This window comes from Saccharothrix variisporea (assembly GCF_003634995.1).
In the GTDB taxonomy this organism is placed as follows: Bacteria; Actinomycetota; Actinomycetes; order Mycobacteriales; family Pseudonocardiaceae; genus Actinosynnema; species Actinosynnema variisporeum.
This window is the reverse complement of sequence record NZ_RBXR01000001.1, coordinates 3,568,313-3,585,787: the sequence shown is the minus strand read 5'-3', so window position 1 is coordinate 3,585,787 and position 17,475 is coordinate 3,568,313. Positions and strand designations below refer to the sequence as shown.

General features: G+C 71.5%; 22 protein-coding genes and 2 tRNA genes. 17 read left to right on the top strand and 7 right to left on the bottom strand.

Features of this window, described 5'->3' with window-relative positions; translation table 11 throughout:
• Positions 1–26 precede the first annotated feature (26 nt).
• The 4 genes from DFJ66_RS15855 to DFJ66_RS15840 are packed head-to-tail and all read left to right on the top strand — an operon-like array spanning position 27 to position 3,285.
• Positions 27–665, top strand: a complete 639-nt coding sequence (locus DFJ66_RS15855; RefSeq protein WP_121222124.1) for a YdcF family protein — start codon at positions 27–29, stop codon at positions 663–665.
• Positions 666–722: 57 nt separating this feature from the next.
• On the top strand, positions 723–1,994 hold the full coding sequence (locus DFJ66_RS15850; RefSeq protein ID WP_121222122.1) for a deoxyguanosinetriphosphate triphosphohydrolase: 1,272 nt from the start codon (positions 723–725) through the stop codon (positions 1,992–1,994).
• A 20-nt stretch (positions 1,995–2,014) separates the two neighbouring features.
• The gene (locus DFJ66_RS15845) at positions 2,015–2,260 is read left to right on the top strand and encodes a hypothetical protein (protein ID WP_147459280.1); all 246 of its coding nucleotides are present in this window, start codon (positions 2,015–2,017) and stop codon (positions 2,258–2,260) included.
• Positions 2,239–3,285: a serpin family protein gene (locus DFJ66_RS15840; RefSeq protein ID WP_121222118.1), complete on the top strand. Its 1,047-nt coding sequence runs from the start codon at positions 2,239–2,241 to the stop codon at positions 3,283–3,285. Before DFJ66_RS15845 ends, DFJ66_RS15840 begins: the two co-directional genes overlap by 22 nt.
• Here DFJ66_RS15840 and DFJ66_RS15835 read toward each other — a convergent pair.
• The gene (locus DFJ66_RS15835; RefSeq protein WP_121222116.1) at positions 3,255–3,500 is read right to left on the bottom strand and encodes a hypothetical protein; all 246 of its coding nucleotides are present in this window, start codon (positions 3,498–3,500) and stop codon (positions 3,255–3,257) included. The genes DFJ66_RS15840 and DFJ66_RS15835 overlap by 31 nt on opposite strands.
• A 108-nt stretch (positions 3,501–3,608) precedes the next feature.
• Here DFJ66_RS15835 and DFJ66_RS15830 point away from each other — a divergent pair, with 108 nt between their 5' ends.
• Positions 3,609–4,175 (top strand): carboxymuconolactone decarboxylase family protein, encoded by a 567-nt coding sequence (locus DFJ66_RS15830; RefSeq protein ID WP_121222114.1) that lies wholly within the window; start codon positions 3,609–3,611, stop codon positions 4,173–4,175.
• A gap of 22 nt (positions 4,176–4,197) precedes the next feature.
• On the opposite strand, the gene DFJ66_RS15825 is transcribed toward DFJ66_RS15830, so the two are convergent.
• The gene (locus DFJ66_RS15825; RefSeq protein ID WP_246029772.1) at positions 4,198–5,088 is read right to left on the bottom strand and encodes a sigma-70 family RNA polymerase sigma factor; all 891 of its coding nucleotides are present in this window, start codon (positions 5,086–5,088) and stop codon (positions 4,198–4,200) included.
• Between the two features lie 34 nt (positions 5,089–5,122).
• Here DFJ66_RS15825 and dnaG point away from each other — a divergent pair, with 34 nt between their 5' ends.
• From dnaG to DFJ66_RS15810, 3 genes are all read left to right on the top strand, one after another.
• The gene (dnaG, locus tag DFJ66_RS15820; RefSeq protein ID WP_121222110.1) at positions 5,123–7,018 is read left to right on the top strand and encodes a DNA primase; all 1,896 of its coding nucleotides are present in this window, start codon (positions 5,123–5,125) and stop codon (positions 7,016–7,018) included.
• The gene (locus tag DFJ66_RS15815) at positions 7,015–7,611 is read left to right on the top strand and encodes a hypothetical protein (protein ID WP_211351184.1); all 597 of its coding nucleotides are present in this window, start codon (positions 7,015–7,017) and stop codon (positions 7,609–7,611) included. The genes dnaG and DFJ66_RS15815 overlap by 4 nt, the downstream gene beginning before the upstream one ends.
• A 386-nt stretch (positions 7,612–7,997) precedes the next feature.
• Positions 7,998–8,738 carry a trans-aconitate 2-methyltransferase gene (locus DFJ66_RS15810; protein WP_121222107.1) on the top strand — a complete coding sequence of 247 codons (741 nt, stop codon included), beginning with the start codon at positions 7,998–8,000 and terminating at the stop codon, positions 8,736–8,738.
• A 60-nt stretch (positions 8,739–8,798) separates the two neighbouring features.
• Here DFJ66_RS15810 and DFJ66_RS15805 read toward each other — a convergent pair whose 3' ends face one another.
• Complete coding sequence (locus DFJ66_RS15805; RefSeq protein ID WP_121222105.1) at positions 8,799–9,044, bottom strand: hypothetical protein; 246 nt, start codon at positions 9,042–9,044, stop codon at positions 8,799–8,801.
• A 137-nt stretch (positions 9,045–9,181) separates the two neighbouring features.
• On the opposite strand from DFJ66_RS15805, the gene DFJ66_RS15800 reads away from it, so the two are divergent.
• The 4 genes from DFJ66_RS15800 to DFJ66_RS15785 all read left to right on the top strand — a co-directional run bounded on the left by DFJ66_RS15800 (position 9,182) and on the right by DFJ66_RS15785 (position 10,902).
• Positions 9,182–9,253: transfer RNA gene (locus tag DFJ66_RS15800), tRNA-Asn, on the top strand.
• A 120-nt stretch (positions 9,254–9,373) separates the two neighbouring features.
• A complete protein-coding gene (locus DFJ66_RS15795) occupies positions 9,374–10,219 on the top strand; it encodes an oxygenase MpaB family protein (protein ID WP_246029771.1) in 846 nt (281 codons plus the stop codon).
• An 85-nt stretch (positions 10,220–10,304) separates the two neighbouring features.
• Positions 10,305–10,379: transfer RNA gene (locus tag DFJ66_RS15790), tRNA-Ile, on the top strand.
• Positions 10,380–10,506: 127 nt separating this feature from the next.
• Positions 10,507–10,902, top strand: a complete 396-nt coding sequence (locus DFJ66_RS15785) for an ATP synthase subunit B family protein (RefSeq protein WP_147459279.1) — start codon at positions 10,507–10,509, stop codon at positions 10,900–10,902.
• A 7-nt stretch (positions 10,903–10,909) separates the two neighbouring features.
• Here the strand turns inward: DFJ66_RS15785 and DFJ66_RS15780 are convergent, their stop codons facing one another.
• Positions 10,910–11,725 (bottom strand): NAD(P)H-binding protein, encoded by an 816-nt coding sequence (locus DFJ66_RS15780; RefSeq protein ID WP_121222099.1) that lies wholly within the window; start codon positions 11,723–11,725, stop codon positions 10,910–10,912.
• Positions 11,726–11,808: 83 nt separating this feature from the next.
• Here DFJ66_RS15780 and DFJ66_RS15775 point away from each other — a divergent pair, with 83 nt between their 5' ends.
• Entirely contained in the window at positions 11,809–12,192 is a 384-nt protein-coding gene (locus DFJ66_RS15775; RefSeq protein WP_170199425.1) for a winged helix-turn-helix transcriptional regulator, read from the top strand.
• On the opposite strand, the gene DFJ66_RS15770 is transcribed toward DFJ66_RS15775, so the two are convergent.
• Positions 12,181–12,516, bottom strand: coding sequence for a winged helix-turn-helix transcriptional regulator (locus tag DFJ66_RS15770; protein ID WP_121222097.1), 336 nt, complete (start codon positions 12,514–12,516; stop codon positions 12,181–12,183). The genes DFJ66_RS15775 and DFJ66_RS15770 overlap by 12 nt on opposite strands.
• A gap of 89 nt (positions 12,517–12,605) precedes the next feature.
• Between DFJ66_RS15770 and DFJ66_RS15765 the strand changes: the two genes are divergently transcribed.
• Positions 12,606–13,457, top strand: coding sequence for an NAD(P)-dependent oxidoreductase (locus DFJ66_RS15765; protein WP_121222095.1), 852 nt, complete (start codon positions 12,606–12,608; stop codon positions 13,455–13,457).
• On the opposite strand, the gene DFJ66_RS15760 is transcribed toward DFJ66_RS15765, so the two are convergent.
• Entirely contained in the window at positions 13,444–14,025 is a 582-nt protein-coding gene (locus DFJ66_RS15760) for a hypothetical protein (RefSeq protein WP_121222093.1), read from the bottom strand. The genes DFJ66_RS15765 and DFJ66_RS15760 overlap by 14 nt on opposite strands.
• Positions 14,026–14,412: 387 nt before the next feature.
• Between DFJ66_RS15760 and DFJ66_RS15755 the strand changes: the two genes are divergently transcribed.
• The 3 genes from DFJ66_RS15755 to DFJ66_RS15750 are packed head-to-tail and all read left to right on the top strand — an operon-like array spanning position 14,413 to position 16,750.
• Positions 14,413–14,817 (top strand): DUF6542 domain-containing protein, encoded by a 405-nt coding sequence (locus tag DFJ66_RS15755; RefSeq protein WP_121222091.1) that lies wholly within the window; start codon positions 14,413–14,415, stop codon positions 14,815–14,817.
• Positions 14,769–14,903 carry a hypothetical protein gene (locus DFJ66_RS45005; protein ID WP_281276617.1) on the top strand — a complete coding sequence of 45 codons (135 nt, stop codon included), beginning with the start codon at positions 14,769–14,771 and terminating at the stop codon, positions 14,901–14,903. The genes DFJ66_RS15755 and DFJ66_RS45005 overlap by 49 nt, the downstream gene beginning before the upstream one ends.
• Positions 14,900–16,750, top strand: a complete 1,851-nt coding sequence (locus tag DFJ66_RS15750; RefSeq protein WP_121222089.1) for a bifunctional polysaccharide deacetylase/glycosyltransferase family 2 protein — start codon at positions 14,900–14,902, stop codon at positions 16,748–16,750. Before DFJ66_RS45005 ends, DFJ66_RS15750 begins: the two co-directional genes overlap by 4 nt.
• 24 nt (positions 16,751–16,774) lie before the next feature.
• On the opposite strand, the gene DFJ66_RS15745 is transcribed toward DFJ66_RS15750, so the two are convergent.
• Positions 16,775–17,449: a hypothetical protein gene (locus DFJ66_RS15745; protein ID WP_211351182.1), complete on the bottom strand. Its 675-nt coding sequence runs from the start codon at positions 17,447–17,449 to the stop codon at positions 16,775–16,777.
• Positions 17,450–17,475: the final 26 nt, after the last annotated feature.

Below are 17,475 nucleotides of genomic sequence, written 5' to 3'. Positions count from 1 at the left end.
CGTTCGGGTGTGGGATTATTGTCCGCGTGACCTTCCTGGCCCGCCTCCGCCGCTTGGTCCAGCGCACCGTGATCGGCGCCTTGGTGGTCGGGTTCCTCGTGGTGGGCGGGACGGCGTTCCGGGTGTGGCAGGTGGCCCGCGAAGACGACCGCACGCACGCCGACCTGGCGGTGGTGCTGGGTGCCGCGCAGTACAACGGGGTGCCGTCGGAGGTCCTGGAGGCCAGGCTCGAACACGCGCGACGCCTGTATGAGCAGGGAGTCGTGAAGTACATCGCCACGACCGGCGGCAGGCAGCCCGGCGACAACTACACCGAGGGCGAAGCCGGCCGGCTGTGGCTGGAGGACAAGGGCGTACCCGCCGACCACATCATCGAGGTGGGCGAGGGCGCCGACACCCTCGGCAGCATCCGCGCGCTGGCGGGCGAGGCGAGGGCGAAGTCCCTGAAGACGGCCGTGATCGTGTCCGACCCGTGGCACTCCCTGCGCGCCCGCACGATGGCCGAGGACGAGGGCCTGGACGCGTGGACGTCCCCGACGCGCAGCGGGCCGAACGTGCAGACGCGGGAGACGCAGCTGTTCTACATCCGCCGCGAGACCGGGGCGCTGCTGTACTACCACCTGATGAAGGCTCCGGTGGACGTCTTCGACGGCATCACGCTGTAACGGCGAACCCCCTGCCGTGCGGGTGTGGGGGGCGGGGTGGTTGCTTAGGCTGGGTGGATGAGCGGCGGTTACAGCGGACACGACAGTGCTCGGTTGCTGCCCGAGGCGCCCAAGTCGGCCGTCGTTCCCGGGGCTCGGGTCGAGCAGCGGACGCCCTTCTCGCGGGATCGGGCTCGGGTGCTGCACTCCGCTGCCCTCCGCCGGCTCGCGGGCAAGACACAGGTCGTGGGGCCCGGTGAAGGGGCCGAGGTCACGGGTGTGCCGCGGACCCGGCTCACGCACTCGCTCGAAGTCGCCCAGATCGGGCGCGGGATCGGCGAGGAGCTCGGGTGCGACCCGGACGTCGTCGACACCGCCGGACTGGCGCACGACATCGGCCACCCGCCCTTCGGCCACAACGGCGAACGGGCGCTCAACGAGCTCTCCGGACCCTGCGGCGGCTTCGAGGGCAACGCCCAGACCCTCCGCATCCTCACCCGCCTGGAACCCAAGACCGACCGGGGCCTCAACCTCACCCGCGCCTGCCTCGACGCCGCCACCAAGTACCCCTGGCCCCGACGCGCCGGCCAAGCCAAGTTCGGCGTGTACGCCGACGACCTCGAAGTCTTCCGCTGGGTCCGCGAAGGCGCCCCGGACGGCCGGCGGTGCCTGGAAGCCCAGGTCATGGACTGGGCGGACGACGTCGCCTACTCCGTCCACGACGTCGAGGACGGCGTGCTCGCGCACCGGATCTCGCTGTCCTCCCTCGGCGACCCCGAGGAACGGGCCGCGATCGCCGAGCTGGCCGCGAAGCACTTCTCGGACGAGTCGGTGTCCACGCTCGAAGCCACGGCGGCGGAGCTGTTGACCCTGCCCGTCATCTCGGACCTCACCGACTACGACGGCTCGCTCAAAGCCCAGGTCGCGTTGAAGAGGCTCACCAGCGAGCTCGTCGGCCGGTTCGCCTCGGCGGCGGTGAGCGCCACTCGGGAGCGGTACGGGGACGGGCCGTTGTCGCGCTACGACGCCGACCTGGTGGTGCCCGAGCTGGTGGCGGCGGAAGTCGCGCTGCTCAAGGCGGTCGCCGTGCGGTACGTCATGAGCGACCCGCAGCGGTTGAAGATGCAGGAGCGGCAGCGGGAGGTGGTGACCGAGTTGGTGCACCGGTTGCTGGAACGCGCGCCCGACGCGTTGGACCCGGCATTCCTGCCCGCGTGGCACGACGCGCCGGACGACGCCGCCCGGCTGCGGGTGGTGGTGGACCAGGTCGCCCTGCTCACCGACGCCCAAGCGATCGCGTGGCACGCGGCCCAGTCGGGGGCGCGAACAGGAGCAACCGCGAGGGTGTGACCGGTGGCACACTCGAAGGCATGGCCGAGGAGTCGACGCGACCGCCAGGCCGACCGTGGCCGTGGCGCAGACCGAGCCGGGACCCCGTCTACGCGGGGGACTTCCCGGACGACCCGTGGTGGGACGATCCCGACGACGGGTCGGCGGGTGTCCGCGAACCCCGCCACCCCCGCCCGCTCGGACCGACGAGCGGCGCGGGTGAGCGTCCGATCCCGGACGACCCCGTAGTCATGAAGGAGACCCAGTGCCTGATCGAGCGCACCTGACGTTCGCCCTCGAGCTCCACGACGCCATCGCGCCCGATCGCCGGCACAACGCGTGCTGGTCGCCCTACTCGGTGGCCAGCGCGCTCGGCCTGCTCACCGCGGCCGCGCGTGGTCGCACCCAAGACGAGCTGGTCGCGCTCCTCGGACCGGACAACGCCAAGCTGCTCCAGGCCTCGACCCCCGGCGAGGACGCGGAGTTCGCCGTCGCCAACACGCTCTGGGCGTGGGACGAGCTGCCGCTGGACGACGGCTTCCTGGTCGACCTGTCCGCGTGGCCGGGCGCGAAGGTCGCCGAGGCACCGTTCCGCACCGACCCCGAGGGCACCCGCCGGCTGATCAACGCCGACGTCGCCGACACCACCCGCGACCTGATCCCGGAGCTGCTCGAGCCCGGGACGGTCCGCCCGGACATGGTGGCCGCGCTGGTCAACGCCCTCTACCTCAAGTGCGGCTGGACGGAGAAGTTCCCCGAGCACGACACCGCGCCACGACCGTTCCGCGGCACGACCGACGTGCCGACCATGCGGCTGGAGGCGAACCTCAAGTACGCCGAGGTCCCCGGCTGGGAAGCGGTGGCGCTGCCCGCGCGCGGTGACGTCGAGGCCGTCGTGCTGCTGCCCGAGTCCGAGCTGGGCGCGACGACGAAGGTGCCGGACGTGCTCGACGCCCTGGACTGGCAGCGGGTCGAGCTCTTCCTGCCCAAGCTGGACCTCAAGGTCGGCACCACGCTCGGCGACGCCTTGCGCGCCACCGGTGTCCAGGCGGTGTTCACCCCGGCCGCCGACCTCACCGGGCTGAGCCCGGACCCGCGCCTGTGCGTGGACGAGGTCGTGCACGAAGCCGTGCTGCGCCTGGACGAACAGGGTTTCGAGGGCGCGGCGGCGACGGCCGTGATGATGCGCCTGACGTCGATCGTCGAGTACCCGCCCGCGCGGACCGTCCGCGTCGACCGCCCGTACCTGCTGCTGGTGCGGCACGCGGCGACCGGCGCGATCTACTTCCTGGCCCAGGTCGTCGAACCCTGACCCGAGCCGTGACCCGAGCCTTGACCGGACGGCTCCTGGTTGGGGAACCGCAGCTGCAACCGCATGCCCTCGCCGCCGCGTCCGGGCAGGGCGCACAGCAGCGCGGTGCCCCGCTCGCCGTGCCGGACCCGGACCGCGCACGAGTCGCCGGCCAGCAGGGTGCCCGCCAGCAGGCCGGCGGCTTCGGGGTCGAGTTCGAGGGTGAGGCTGGTCATGGGGCTCGACGCTATGCCCTTCGTCACGCCCAACCCAGTCACCTGAAGGTGTCACGTTCCGCCGGGCTGCCTCGTCCACGACGTGCGAACCCACGACGAGGAGGGGACATGCCCAGGATTCCCGCGGTCACGACCAAGCAGGCCGGCCCGCTGCTCAAGGCGGTGTACTGGTTCTCCAAGCGGAAGTTCGGCGCGGTGCCGGAGCCCGTGGCGGTGGCGGCGCACCACACCAGGTTGACGATGGCGAGCGCCCGGCACGAGATGGCGGTCGAGAAGGCGGCGAAGGTGCTGCCGCTGGAGCTGCGCGAGCTGGTCGTCTACGCCACGGCGGTCAAGCTCGGCTGCTCGTGGTGCGTGGACTTCGGCATGATGCTGATCAAGCACGCGGGTCTGGACATCGACCGGCTGCGCGAGGTCCACGACTACGCGAACTCCGACCGCTACACGGAGGTCGAGAAGCTGGCGCTGGCCTACGTGGACGCCATGACCGAGACCCCGACCGCGGTGACCGACGAGCAGGTCGCCGAACTGGACCGGCGGCTCGGGCACGACGGCCTGGTGGAGCTGACCTACCTGATCGCCCTGGAGAACATGCGGGCCCGCATGAACTCCGCCCTGGGCATCGTGGACCAGGGCTTCACGTCCGGGGACGCGTGCCGGGTGCCCATGCCGTAGAAGGCGCTGCCGCAGGGGTCGGTCAGAAGGTCACGTGCTGGAGCTTGTCCGGGTTGGCGAAGTCGTAGAACGCGGCGACCCTGCCGTCGCGCACCACGAGGCTGCCGACCCGGGCGGCGACCTCGCCCTGGGCCGGGATCTTCAGGCCGAGGTCGCCGTTGACCAGCACGAACTCGCCGGTCGGGACGCCGCCGTACTTGCGCAGCAGGCCCATGAGGAAGCGGGCGACCTTGTCCACGCCGCGGACCACGTTGATCGCCGTGCGGGCCTTGCCGCCGCTGTCGCCGACCATGATCGCCTCCGGGTGCAGCAGGCCCACGACCGCTTCCAGGTCGCCGCTGTGCAGGGCGGCCAGGAACTTCTCCAGCACCTCGCGCTGCTCGTCCAGGGCGACGCGGGGCGGGGGAGTGGACACGGCGGCGGCGCGGCGGCCCCGCGAGGCGTGCTGGCGGGCCGTGGCCACCGTGCAGCCCAAGGTCGTGGCGATGGAGTCGAAGGGCACGCCGAAGGCGTCGTGCAGGACGAAGGCCACGCGCTGCTCGGGCGTAAGGTTGTCCAGCAGCACCAGGGCGGCCATGCGCACGCCGTCGTCGCGGACCACCGCGTCCAACGGGTCGTCCTCCACCGAGGTCACCAACGGCTCGGGCAGCCACTGGCCCACGTACCGCTCGCGGCGCACGGCGGCCGACCGCAGCCGGTCCAGGCAGATCCGGCCCACGACGGTGGTCAGCCACGCCCGCAGGTCGGCGATCCCCGCCCGTGCCCCGGTGGTCAGGCCGGACAGGCGCAGCCACGCCTCCTGGACCGCGTCCTCGGCGTCGGCGACGCTGCCGGTGAGCCGGTAGGCCACGCCGATCAGGTGCGACCGGTGGTCGGTGAAGTCGTCGGCCAGGGTCTCTTCGGCGGCGGTCACGGCGTCCAGTCTGCCGGCACTAGACTCGGTCGACGTGGCAGGACGAATCCGGGACAGCGACATCGCGCTGGTGCGGGAGCGCAGCCGGATCGACGACGTGGTGGGCGACCACGTCTCGCTGCGCCGCGCCGGCGGTGGTGCGTTGAAGGGGCTGTGCCCGTTCCACGACGAGAAGTCGCCGAGCTTCAACGTTCGCCCCTCGCACGGCACGTTCCACTGCTTCGGCTGCGGCGAGGGCGGCGACGTGATCGCCTTCGTGATGAAGATCGAGCACCTCGGCTTCGTGGAGGCGGTGGAACGGCTCGCCGACCGCGCGGGCATCCAGCTGACCTACGAGGGCGGCGGCGCGACCGTCCAGCGCGACCGGGGCACCCGGTCCCGGCTGCTGGAGGCGCACCGGGCCGCCGCCGAGTTCTACGCCGAGCAGTTGGCCACCCCGGAGGCCGTGCAGGCGCGGGAGTTCCTGGCGCAACGCGGCTTCGACGAGGCCGCCGCCCGGATGTTCGGCTGCGGCTTCGCACCCGGCGGCTGGGACAAGCTCACCAAGCACCTGCTCGGGCGCGGGTTCGAGCTGGCCGAGCTGATCAAGGCGCAGCTGACCAAGGAGGGCAGGCAGGGGCCGATCGACCGGTTCCACCGCCGCCTGCTGTGGCCGATCCGGGACCTCGGCGGCGAGGTCGTCGGCTTCGGCGCGCGCCGGATCTTCGACGACGACCCGATCCAGGCCAAGTACCTCAACACCAGCGAGAGCCCGATCTACAAGAAGTCCCAGGTGCTGTTCGGCCTCGACCTGGCCAAGCGGGAGATCGCCAAGCGGCGGCAGGCCGTGGTGGTCGAGGGCTACACCGACGTGATGGCCATGCACCTGGCCGGCGTGCCGACCGCGGTCGCGTCGTGCGGCACGGCGTTCGGCGCGGACCACATGACCGTGCTGCGGCGCCTGCTCATCGACGACTCGCTGAACGGCGAGGTGATCTTCACCTTCGACGGCGACGCGGCGGGCCAGAAGGCGGCGCTGAAGGCGTTCGAGGGCGAGCAGCAGTTCTCCGCCCAGACCTACATCGCGATCGCGCCGGACGGCATGGACCCGTGCGAGCTGCGCCAGACCAAGGGCGACGTCGCCGTGCGCGACCTGGTGGCCCGGCGCACCCCGCTGTTCGAGTTCGCGATCAGGACCCAGTTGCAGGCCTACGACCTGGACTCGGTGGACGGCCGCGTCGAGGCGCTGAAGAAGATGGTGCCCTTCGTCGCCCAGATCAAGGACCGCGCCAAGCGGGACGGCTACGCGACCAAGCTCGCCTGGTGGGTCGGCTGGGACGACGAGGCCACCGTCGTGAAGCGGGTGCGGGAGGTCGCCAACGGTCGGGTCTCGGCCTCGAAGGGACGCCCGCGCCCGGTGGACCCGAACCAGGGTGCGTTGGCGGTCGAGGTGGACGGGCCGACGCGGCCCGATCCGCGGGACCCGCGGCTGTGGCACCAGCGGGAGGCGGTCAAGGCCGCGCTGCAACTGCCGGAGATGGCCGGCCCGTACTACGACTCGCTGCCCGACGAGGCCTTCACGCACCCGGTGTACCTGGCGCTGCACCAGGCGATCCGGGAGGCGGGCGGCGCGTCCGGCGGGCTGTCCGGCCCGGCGTTCGTGGACGCGGTGAACCGCAACTGCCACCAGCAGGTCGTGCGGTCGGTGCTGACCGAGCTGGCCGTGGAGCCGTTGCAGGTCCGGGCCGAGGACGAGTACCGGTACGTGCAGAGCGTGCTGACCCGGTTGCAGCAGCTGCTGGTGGCCGCGCAGATCGTGGAGATCAAGTCGCGGCTGCGGCGGGTGTCGCCGGTCGAGGAGGCCGACGAGTACCGGGCGCTGTTCGGCGACCTGATCGCGTTGGAGGCCTACCACAAGGAGCTCGGCGAACAGGCGGTGAGCGGGCTGTGAGGGGCGTGCTGCGGCGGTTGTTCGGGTCGGGTGCGCCCGAGGGGTTCACCGGGGTTCTGGAGCGCGACGAGGTGGTGCTGGCGTTCGCCCCGGTTGGCGGTGGCTCGGTCGGTGGCGGCTTGGTTGGTGGCGGCTCGGTTGGGGGCGGCCTGGTCGGTGGCGGCTCGGTTGGTGGTGGCTTGGTCGGTGGTGGGTTCCTGGTGGCGACGTCGTTGGGGCTGTGGCTGCCGGGTCCGCGCCGGGTGGGGTGGCACCTGGTGAGCAAGGCCATCTGGCGCGGCGGGGCGTTGAGCGTGGTCGAGGCCGTGGAGGACGGGCACGCCGGGGATGCCGTCGTGCTGCGGGATCTGCCGGCGGTGCGGTTCGTGCTGGAGTCGCCGGGGAAGGTGCCGGAGGTCGTGCACGCGCGGGTGACCGGGTCGATCAAGGTCAGCGAGCGGCGGGACGACTTGCGGGCGTGGTTCGTGCAGCGCAAGGTGCCCGGGGCGGCTGGGTTGGTGTTGCAGGTGCGGCCGGATGCTGGGGCGGACAGCGAGGAGTTGCGGGAGATCGCGGCCGGGGTGGCGCGGAAGATCGCCGCTTTGCGGGGCTGACGCGCTTCGCGCTCTCAAGATCGAAAGATGAAAAGAATCAAAAGATCACAAGCGGCGCTCGCCGCGCGGCAGGCCGCCAGCGGGGGGTGAAGGGCGTCGGTTCCCCCGCCGCATGGCCTGGCGGAGCCAACCACACTTCGGGCCGGGTGCCGCGAAAAATTTTGGCTCGTTCCTCGCAAAAATTTTTGGCTGCACCCGACCCGAAGTGTGGTAGCCCTTCGGGCAGGCCATACGGCGGGGGAACCGAGGCCCTTCACCTGTGGTTGGGACCACCGCGCGCTTCGCGCGCCGAAAAAGCCGGGCGTGGAAAAGCCGGGCGGGGTGGTGGACGTGGTAGCAGTACGCGCGTACGGTGTCCGTACGTCCGTACTGTTTAGGGGGTGCCTGTGTGGGATCCGGCCAAGTATCTGGCGTTCACCGACCATCGCGCGCGGCCGTTCCACGAGCTGGTGGCGCGTGTCGGGGCCTGGTCGCCGCGGCGGGTGGTGGACCTGGGGTGCGGGCCCGGGAACCTGACCGTGACGCTGGCCGAGCGGTGGCCGTCGGCGGTGGTGGAGGCGTTGGACTCGTCGGCTGAGATGGTTGCTGCGGCACGTGAGCGGGGGCTGGAGGCTCGGGTCGAGGATGTGGCGGTCTGGCGGCCTGCCGAGGACACCGATGTCGTGGTGACCAACGCCGTGTTGCAGTGGGTGCCGGGGCATGAGGAGTTGTTGCGGCGGTGGGTGCGGGAGTTGCCGTCCGGGGCTTGGCTCGCGATGCAGGTGCCGGGGAACTTCGCGGGGCCGTCGCACGAGATCGTGCGGGCGGTGGCGCGGGAGTTGTGCCCGGAGGTGGTGTTGCGGGAAGCGCCCGTGCTCGATCCGGCGGGGTATGCGGAGGTGCTGGGCGAGGCCGAGGTGGACGCCTGGGAGACGACCTACCTCCAGCGGCTGACCGGGTCGGACGCCGTGCTGGAGTGGTGCAAGGGGACGACCTTGCGGCCCGTGCGCGCGGCCCTGGACGACGGGGCGTGGGCCGAGTTCCTCGACGTGCTGGCGTCTCGGCTGCGTGCGGCCTACCCCGAGCGGGTGGACGGCACTACGTGGTTCCCGTTCCGGCGGGTCTTCGCGGTCGCGCACGTGCGTTGAGGCAGGGCCGTCCGCCGGGCACCTCGGGGGTGTGCCCGGCGGACGGTCTTAAGGCGCCGGTCAGGCGCGTGGGATCACCGGGTCCGGGCGGTGGCCGTTGGCGTGCGCGGTCTGCTTCGGGCGGCCCCGGTTCTTGCCGAAGCCGGTCTTCTCGCTCACCTTCGCGCGGACGATCCCGGCCGCACCCTGGACCGCCGGGTGGTCGGCGAGGGCGCGGTACGCGCGGACGATCTGGTCGTACCGCTCCCGGCCGGCCCGGGCGCCCAGGACGTAGCCGACGGCCGCGCCGAGCAGGATGCCCTTCATGAGGTCTCCTCTCCTCCCATCGTGCCTGGTCACAACCCATCCTGCCGCAAAGGGAGGGGGGTGTTCGCAAGCACTCTTCCGCATGCGCTAGAGTTACGTCCTGTCAGGCCGCGAGGCCCGGCGAGACAACCGAACATTCCCCCATAGCTCAACGGCAGAGCATTCGACTGTTAATCGAAGGGTTACTGGTTCGAATCCAGTTGGGGGAGCGCGATGGCAGCCCCAGGTCACCTGACCTGGGGTTTCGTCGTCTCATGGGTACGGGGTACCCGGGCATCACCCGTTTGTCACACGTTCCGGGCCGGTTTTTGCCGGCAGGCTCTGGGGGTGTGCCGGACCGCTTCGCCACCCGCCGCCTGATCGAGTCGCTGGACCCCGAGCGCGACCACCAGCGCATCATGCGGCTGTCGTCGGGCTACGAGTTCCCGTGGGACTACGTGCGGTCGCTGGAGTTCGCGCTGTTCAAGACCTACTGCGTCCCGTCGATCTCCCGCCTGCTGGCCAAGACCGGCGAGTTCGAGCACCGCCCGCAGAAGCGCTACGACGACACCGCGCTGCTGATGGCGGAGCTGGTGGACCACGGCTACGACTCGCCGCGCGGCAAGGAGGCGCTGCGGGTGGTCAACCGGCTGCACGGCCGGTACGACATCGACAACGAGGACATGAAGTACGTGCTGTCCACGTTCGTCTACGAGCCGATCGACTGGCTGGACCGCTTCGGGTGGCGGCCGTTGACGATCCAGGAGCGCCTGGCGGCCTTCCACTTCTACCGCGCGGTCGGCGCGCGCATGGCCATCACCGACATCCCGTCGTCTTACGACGCTTTCCGCTCCTTCAAGCGGACGTACGAGCAGACCCGGTTCGTCCACAGCGACACCAACCGCCAGATCGGCCAGTACACGCTGGACCTGTTCTGCTCCTGGTACCCGGTGCCGCACAGCTGGACCGCGCAGGCGGTGCTGGCCATGCTCGACGACCGCATGCTCACCGCCTTCGGCTTCACCCCACCACCCCGCGTCCTCCCGCGCCTGGCCCACCACGCCCTGCGCCTGCGCGCGAAGGCGGTCCGCCACCTACCACCCCGCAAGACCCCACGCCTGACCAACGACCCGGGCAACCGCACGTACCCGGGCTACCCGACCGGCTACCGCCCGTCCGACCTCGGGGCTCCGTAGCGGCCGGCGCACAGCTTGGTCACGTGCTGACGGGTTGCTGAGACGCGGGGCCGACTGATCTGTACTCTCCTGAACCGCACGTCAGGGGGCTGTAGCTCAGCTGGTCAGAGCAGCGGACTCATAATCCGTCAGGTCGTGGGTTCGAACCCCACCGGCCCCACCGCGTTTCGCGGGGATCGGTACCACGCACCGGATACAGTGCGTGGTACCGCTTTCACCGTCCGCCGTGGGGGTTCGAGATGGCAGATGTGCGGAACACCCGGCGTGCACGCGCCACGGTGGCGACGATGCTCGGAGTGTCCCTCCTGATCGGCCTGCACGCGGCCTGGACGGAGGACGACGACCCGGTCCCGCCCACTCGGGCCGAAGCGGAGGCCGTGCTCGACGAGACTGTGCGGTACGCCCGGTCCGGTGCCTACACGTTGTTGTGCGAGGCCATCGCCGACGCCGACGCAACTTGTCGCAACCTGGTGGAGAGCGCGCGGCAGTCGGGGTGGGCGCCCACCCAGGACCGGCCGGAGGTGGTCGGCGTCCGTCGATCGGGCCTGAGCACGGTGTTGGAGCTGCGCGGGACCCGTACCGATGGCAGCACGTTCACCAGTGACTTCGCAGTCGTGCGCGACCATCGCGGGCTCCGCGGCAGCACACCGATCTACTGGTCCGGGGTCACGATCGTCAGCTGACGCGCAGCTACTTGAACGCCACGGCGTTCTGCTGGGCCCAGTCCGCGAACGGGCGGGCGGGGCGGTCGAGGACTGATTCGACGTCCGGGCTCACGGACTGTTCCGCCGGGGTCGGGGTGCCGAGCACGTTCAGGGTCGTTTCGGCGATCGGTTCCGGCATGAACTGGAGCATTCCCGCCTTCGCCTCCTCCCGGCTCAGTTCCACGAACCGCACCGGCTCGCCCAGTGCCTCGCCGATCGCCGCCACCTGCTGTCGAGGCGTGATCGCCGCCGGGCCGGTCAGCACGTAGGTCCGGCCGGCGTGGGTCGTGGAGCGCAGGGTGGTGGCTGCGACGTCCGCGATGTCGGACGGGTGGACGACCGGCAGGGCCACGTCGCCGAACGGGGCGGCGGCGGTGCGGGTGGTGCTGATGGTCGGGGCCCACTGGAAGGCGTTGCTGGCGAAGGCGCCCGGTTGCAGGATCGTCCACTCCAGACCCGAGTTGCGGACGGCCTCCTCGAACCCGCCGGGGTGCCTGCCGGTCGCCACGCCCTGGGACGACAGCAGCACGACCCTCGGCACGCCGGCTGCCCGCACGACGTCCACCAGGTCACCGAAAGCCGCGCCGGAACCCAGGTAGTCGGCGGAGGTCAGCAGGAACACCGCGGACGCGCCCTTCAGGGCCGGAGCCAAGGTGGATGGGTCGGTCAAATCGGCCTGGTGGTGGCGCACGCCCTCGATGCCCGCACCTCGCGACACCGCCAGCACGTCCTCGCCGGCCGCCACCAGGGACTGCACCAGCGGCCTGCCCACGTTGCCCGTCGCCCCGGTCACCACGATCATGTTTCGCTCCTTCGGAAGTGATCTACGGGAGCGAAGCTACTATCCTCGGGGTAGTAGGTACCTAGAGGAAAGTGACGGTGAACGTGAGCGAGACCACACTGCGGCACGACCTGCCGCCCGAGTTGGCCTGTCCGATCTCGCCCGTGGTGGACCTGGTCTTCAGCCGCTGGACCACCCCGATCCTCTGGGCCCTGCACGAGTACGGCCGCCAGCGGTTCGTGGAGCTCGAACGGCGGATCACGACCATCAGCCCCAAGGTGCTCACCCAGCGGCTGCGGCAGCTGGAGCGGGACGGGCTCGTCGTGCGCACCTACTACGCCGAAGTGCCGCCGCGCGTCGAGTACGAGATCAGCGACCTCGGCCGCAGCCTCGCGCCGCTGTTCGCCACCATCGCCGAGTGGTCGCCCAACCTGGACGCGGTGGAGAAGGCGCGGCGGGAGTACGACGCGAAGCGGTCAGGTGCGTAGGGACTCGATGCGGGCGCGGTTGCGGGCGCCCCACGCGCCCAGTGGGCCGAGGGCCTCGTTGAGGGAGCGGCCGTACTCGGTCAGCGAGTACTCCACGCGTGGCACGGCCTCGTCGTACTCCCGCCGCGCCACGATCTCGTCGGCCTCCAGCTCGCGCAGCTGCGCGGTGAGCACCTTCACGCTCACGCCGGGCAGTTCACGCTTCACCTCGCCGAAACGCTTGTCCCCGGTGGACAGCGCCCAGAGGATCAGCACCTTCCACTTGCCGCCGACGACGTCGAGAGCCGCGTCGAGCCCGCACACGTAAGGCCTTTTCCGCGCCACCGCCGAACCGCCCCCCGGTTACCAAAAGGTGAGTGGTCACCATTTTGTGCGTACTTGATCAGTGTAGGCGCCCGGCTGAGGATCAAGTCGTGACAAGCGAACGAGAGAACGTGACCGTGCTCGGCCTGGGTTTGATGGGCACCGCGCTCGCGACCGCGCTGCGCGACGCCGGGCACCCGACGACCGTCTGGACGCGGTCCGACCGGCCGGGGCCGGAAGGGACGACCCGGGCCGCGACGGCGGCGGAGGCGGTGGGCGCGAGCCCGGTCGTCGTGGTGTGCGTGCTGGACTACCGCGCGGTGCGGGACACCCTGCCCGGCGACCTGGCCGGCAAGGTGGTCGTCAACCTCACCACCGGCACCCCGGACCAGGCCCGCGAGCTGGCCGCCGAGGTGGACCGGCGGGGCGGGCGCTACCTCGACGGCGGCATCATGACCACGCCGCCCGCGGTGGGCACCCCGCAGGCCGTGATCCTCTATTCAGGAGCCGCGGACCTCTACGAGGAAACCGAAAGCGTGCTCGAAGCGCTGGGCACCGCCACCCACGTCGGCGCGGACCCGGGGTTCGCGGCGCTGTTCGACACCGCCCTGCTGACGATCATGTACGGCGCCCTCACCGGCTACCTCCAGGCGACCGCGCTGGTGGGCCGCGAGGGCGTCACGGCCACCGACTTCCTGCCGATGGCCCAGGGCATGCTCGGCACCGTGGCGTCGTTCCTGCCCGCGATGGCGGGCCAGGTGGACAGCGGCGACTTCACCAGCCGTGAAGCCCGGCTGGACATGCAGATCTCCGCCGCCGACCACCTGATCCACGCCACGCGGGACCGCGGCGTCGACGCCACGTTGCTGGAGCACGTGAAGAGCCTCATCGAGCGGGCGGTCGCCGCCGGGCACGGCGGCTCCGACTACCCCGCGGTGATCGAGGTGCTCAGGAAGGGGTGACCGCGCCCGGCGCACCGGCGCCGGCGGGGGTCGGCGCTTCGGCCTCGGCGCCCACCGGGATCAGTTGGCACTGCGTGAGGTTGTAGCGCTCGCCGAGGTTCTGGCCCACGTAGTAGGCGGGGGACACCAGGGTCTGGTCCCACACCGCGCCCGCCGGGCCGCCCTTGTAGTCGTTGTAGAGCAGGCCGTCGACGATGGCGAAACGGGTCGTGTAGGCGGAAGCGCGGTAGTACCAGAGGGTCGCCTTGAGGCACAGGTGGTTGCCGTCGGCGCGGATCAGCCACTTCGACCAGCCGCGTTCGTCGGTGTCCTCCAGCTTGAACTGGCAGGCGTTCTCCAGCCAGGTGCGCATGCAGATGTAGTCCCAGAAGGACGTGCTGGGGTTCGGGCCGACCGGGTGGAAGTACCCGAAGGCGTTCGTGCCGTCCTCGGTGAGGAACTGGGCGCGGAAGTAGTACCAGGTGTCGGCGTCGACGGTGGTCAACTGCCCGGCGGGCAGGTCGAGCGGGTCGCCTTCGGGGATGAAGGGCTGGTCGTTCTCGGACGGGGATCTCTGCGGATCGGTCATGGCGCTCACCCTTTCGAACCGGCACGGCGGAGAAGGGCGCGCGGAATTCGGTGGCGCGGACGGGCTTTTCCTTCGGCGTTACGCCGGGGTCGCTGCCGATTTCCGCACCACCGGGCGTCCTTCGAGGTGGTCCACAGAGACTGCGCTCGCACCCCACGCGGGGCAATAGCCGACGAAGGTTGTCACCCGGCCGTGGCGGTGGGCGGTGTTTGGTTAATCCACACAGGGGATGCCGTCCGCCGTCGACGGTGCGTGCACCGCCCGGACTTCGGGAACGCCCGCGGCCGGTGCGGTCCAGGTCCGCCGTGCCGCAGGCTGTGCCGCTGCCGCACGAACCACGCTCCCCGTCGCGTAGCCTGAGGGCCGTTGAGACGCTGGGGGCGCACGGTGGTTGACCGGATCTCACACCTGCCGAGTCTCGCCGCGCTCGCGGTGGCCGGGGTGTTCGCGGGGATCGGCCTGTGGGTGGACGGGGAGCACCCCGGGTGGCCCTTCGGCGTCCTCCTGGTGTTCGGCGCGGTGCTCGCCGCCGCGACGGTGCGGCCGGTGGGGCTGTGGACGGTCGTGCCCTCGCCGCCCGTGCTGTGCGCGGCACTGGTGGTGGGCGGTGCCGCGCTGGGCGGGAAGTCGTTGCGGGAGTTGGTGATCGCGTCCGCGCCGCTGGTGGTGCGGGCGTTCCCGGCGATGGTGGTCGCGGTGGCAGCGGGCGTCGTCGTCGCGGTGGTGCGCGTGGGGGGACAGTGGTGGCAAAGCAGGTCTTCGTCGACGAGACGGGCAGACGCCGGGGACTGATGGGCGTGGTCGGCGTCGCTCTGGCGGCGTCGTTGCTGGGGTTGGCGCTGGTGATCCTCGCCACGGTGGTGGGGCAGGCGGGGTGAGGTCGCACTGGGTCTCGCTGCTGGTGGGCCTGGCGTTGTTGTTGGGGGCGTTGAGCTTCCACGCGCACGCGACGGCGGTGCCGGCGGCGTCGCCGCGGCCGTCCGCGGTGGCCGAGCCGGTGCCGGCGGGGACGGTGGTGCTGGTGTTCCACGGCGGCCCGGACCCGCGTTACACGCCCCGGCTGCTGGACAAGCTCGCCGCGCGGAAGGTGCGGGCCACGTTCTTCGTGGTCGGTTCGGCGGTCAACCGGCACCCGGACCTGGTGCGCCGCATGGTGGCCGAGGGGCACGAGGTCGGGGTGGGCGCCTTCCGGGCGGGACCGGACTCGTCGCTGGACGGCGCGTTCAGCCGGGCGGCGCTGGCGGCGGTCGTGCCGGTGCACAGTGGACTGTCCGAGCCGGACCCGGACACCGCGGACGCCAAGGTGCGCGACCCCGAGGCGATCCTGGCCGCGACGGACGTCGGCCGGGTGGTGCGGCTGCACGTCACCAGCAGCGCTCCCGGGGTCGTGGACCTGGTGGCGGACCGGTACCCGGCGCACCGGTTCGTCGGGCTGGGCGAGGCGACCGGGCGCGCGGGCAGCGTCGAGGCCGGGTTCGGCCAGCGGGTCACCGGGCACGCGTTGGGGTTCGCCCAGCGGCACGGCGGGACGATGGTGCTCGTGCTGGGGGTGTTGAGCGCGATCGTGGCCCTCCTGGCGCTGCTGCGGACCATCATGCAGTTGGGCCTGGCGCACACCTCGCGGCGGCTGCGGCGGCTGGACGCCGTGGTGGAGGTCGACCACGCGCCACCGGTGTCGGTCGTGGTGCCCGCGTACAACGAGTCGGCCAACATCGTCGCGGCGGTCACGTCGATCGTGGCGTCACGCCACCCGGCCGAGGTCGAGGTGGTCGTCGTGGACGACGGGTCCACCGACGGCACCGCCGACCTGGTCGAGGGCCTGGGGCTGACCGGCGTGCGGGTCGTGCGGCAGGCCAACGCGGGCAAACCGGCCGCGCTGAACGCCGGCATCGCCGCGGCCCGGCACGACGCCCTGGTGCTGGTCGACGGGGACACGGTGTTCGAGCCGGACACGGTGAGCAAGGTCGTCCGGCCGTTGGGCCTCGACGGTGTCGGCGCGGTGTCGGGCAACGTGAAGGTCGCCAACCGGCGTGGCGTGTTCGGGCGGTGGCAGCACCTGGAGTACTGCGCGGGCTCGAACCTGGACCGGCAGATCCTCAACGCCCTCGGCTGCCTGCCGACGATCCCGGGCGCGATCGGCGCCTTCCGGCGGGCCGCGCTGGACGAGGTCGGCGGGATCAGCGCGGAAACGCTCGCCGAGGACACCGACGCGACGATGGCGATCACGCGCGCGGGGTGGCGGGTGGTGTACGAGCCGGGCGCGCGGGCGTGGACCGAGGTGCCCACGGGCGTGCGAGGGCTGTACCGGCAGCGGTACCGGTGGTCTTACGGGACGTTGCAGTCGATGTGGAAGCACCGCGCGGCACGGGGGCGCATGGGCCGGCTGGGGTTGGCGTACCTGTTGCTGTTCCACGTGGTCCTGCCGTTGCTCGCGCCGGCCCTGGACGTCTACGTGGTTTACGGGGCTTTCATCGCCGATGCGCCTTGGGCGTTGGTGGTGTGGGCGCTGTTCTTGGCGATGCAGACGGTGAGTGCCGGGTACGCGCTGCGGCTGGACGGGGAGTCGCTGCGGCCGTTGTGGACGTTCCCGTTGCAGCAGTTGGCCTATCGGCAGCTGACGTACCTGGTGGTGGTGAAGTCGCTGGTCACGGCGTTGCACGGGACGCCGGTGCGCTGGCAGTCGGTGGGCCGGACGGGGCTCGCGGAAGTCGCGACCCGTTCCTGAACCTCGAAGCGTGCTGTCGTGGAGTCAGCCCTGCATGGATTCCGCGACCGCGCCGACCTCGCGCACCTGGCTCTCGGTGAGCCGGCGCACGTCCCAGATCAGCTCGGCCACGCCGGCGGCTGCCGGCCCCGAAGGCGGCAGTGCCACGCCGGTCACCGACACGAGGTCGTCGGAAGGCACGTCGAGAACAGCGCAGAAGTCGGCGAGGAGGTCCGGGGTGACCGGGGTGGTGCCGCGGCCCACTCCTCCGTAGGTGGCGGCGGACCAGTAGCGGCCGGTGACCACCAGGAACGTCTTGGCCAGGGCCGTCCGGTCGAGGTTGCGGTTCCGTGCCAGGCGCATGAGCACAGCGCCGGGACCGTCCGGGTACCGATCGAGCGCTGACGGCGTGGGGGCCGGCCGCACGCGCTCCTCCTGGGGCAGCGACGCCACGTACCCGCGCAAGGCGTTCCGCTGTTCCGCCCGCAGGGCAACGGCGTTCCGGACCAGACCGGGAACCCACCGCCCGGCCCGGGGATCGACCGGGGCGAGGTCGTCGGGTACGTCCACGCCCGCGATCGCGAAGAGGTCCGGCGGGTGCAGCCCAAGGACGGGTGCGAGCCGCCGCAGCCGGGACGGGTCCGGCGCGTCACCCCGGAGCAGGCCCAGCACTCGGAAGCGTTCGCCTCGGCCGACCGGGGCCGCGCCTGGAGATCCCATGGTCCAAGCTGAGCAGGGCCTCGGGC

Excerpts from the sequence above, each read along its gene's own strand:
- DFJ66_RS15850 (WP_121222122.1), top strand. The coding sequence starts at position 723 with ATGAGCGGCGGTTACAGCGGACACGACAGTGCTCGGTTGCTGCCCGAG.
- DFJ66_RS15845 (WP_147459280.1), top strand. The coding sequence starts at position 2,015 with ATGGCCGAGGAGTCGACGCGACCGCCAGGCCGACCGTGGCCGTGGCGC.
- DFJ66_RS15835 (WP_121222116.1), bottom strand. The coding sequence starts at position 3,500 with ATGACCAGCCTCACCCTCGAACTCGACCCCGAAGCCGCCGGCCTGCTG.
- DFJ66_RS15830 (WP_121222114.1), top strand. The coding sequence starts at position 3,609 with ATGCCCAGGATTCCCGCGGTCACGACCAAGCAGGCCGGCCCGCTGCTC.
- DFJ66_RS15805 (WP_121222105.1), bottom strand. The coding sequence starts at position 9,044 with ATGAAGGGCATCCTGCTCGGCGCGGCCGTCGGCTACGTCCTGGGCGCC.
- DFJ66_RS15785 (WP_147459279.1), top strand. The coding sequence starts at position 10,507 with ATGCTCGGAGTGTCCCTCCTGATCGGCCTGCACGCGGCCTGGACGGAG.
- DFJ66_RS15780 (WP_121222099.1), bottom strand. The coding sequence starts at position 11,725 with ATGATCGTGGTGACCGGGGCGACGGGCAACGTGGGCAGGCCGCTGGTG.
- DFJ66_RS15760 (WP_121222093.1), bottom strand. The coding sequence starts at position 14,025 with ATGACCGATCCGCAGAGATCCCCGTCCGAGAACGACCAGCCCTTCATC.
- DFJ66_RS15745 (WP_211351182.1), bottom strand. The coding sequence starts at position 17,449 with ATGGGATCTCCAGGCGCGGCCCCGGTCGGCCGAGGCGAACGCTTCCGA.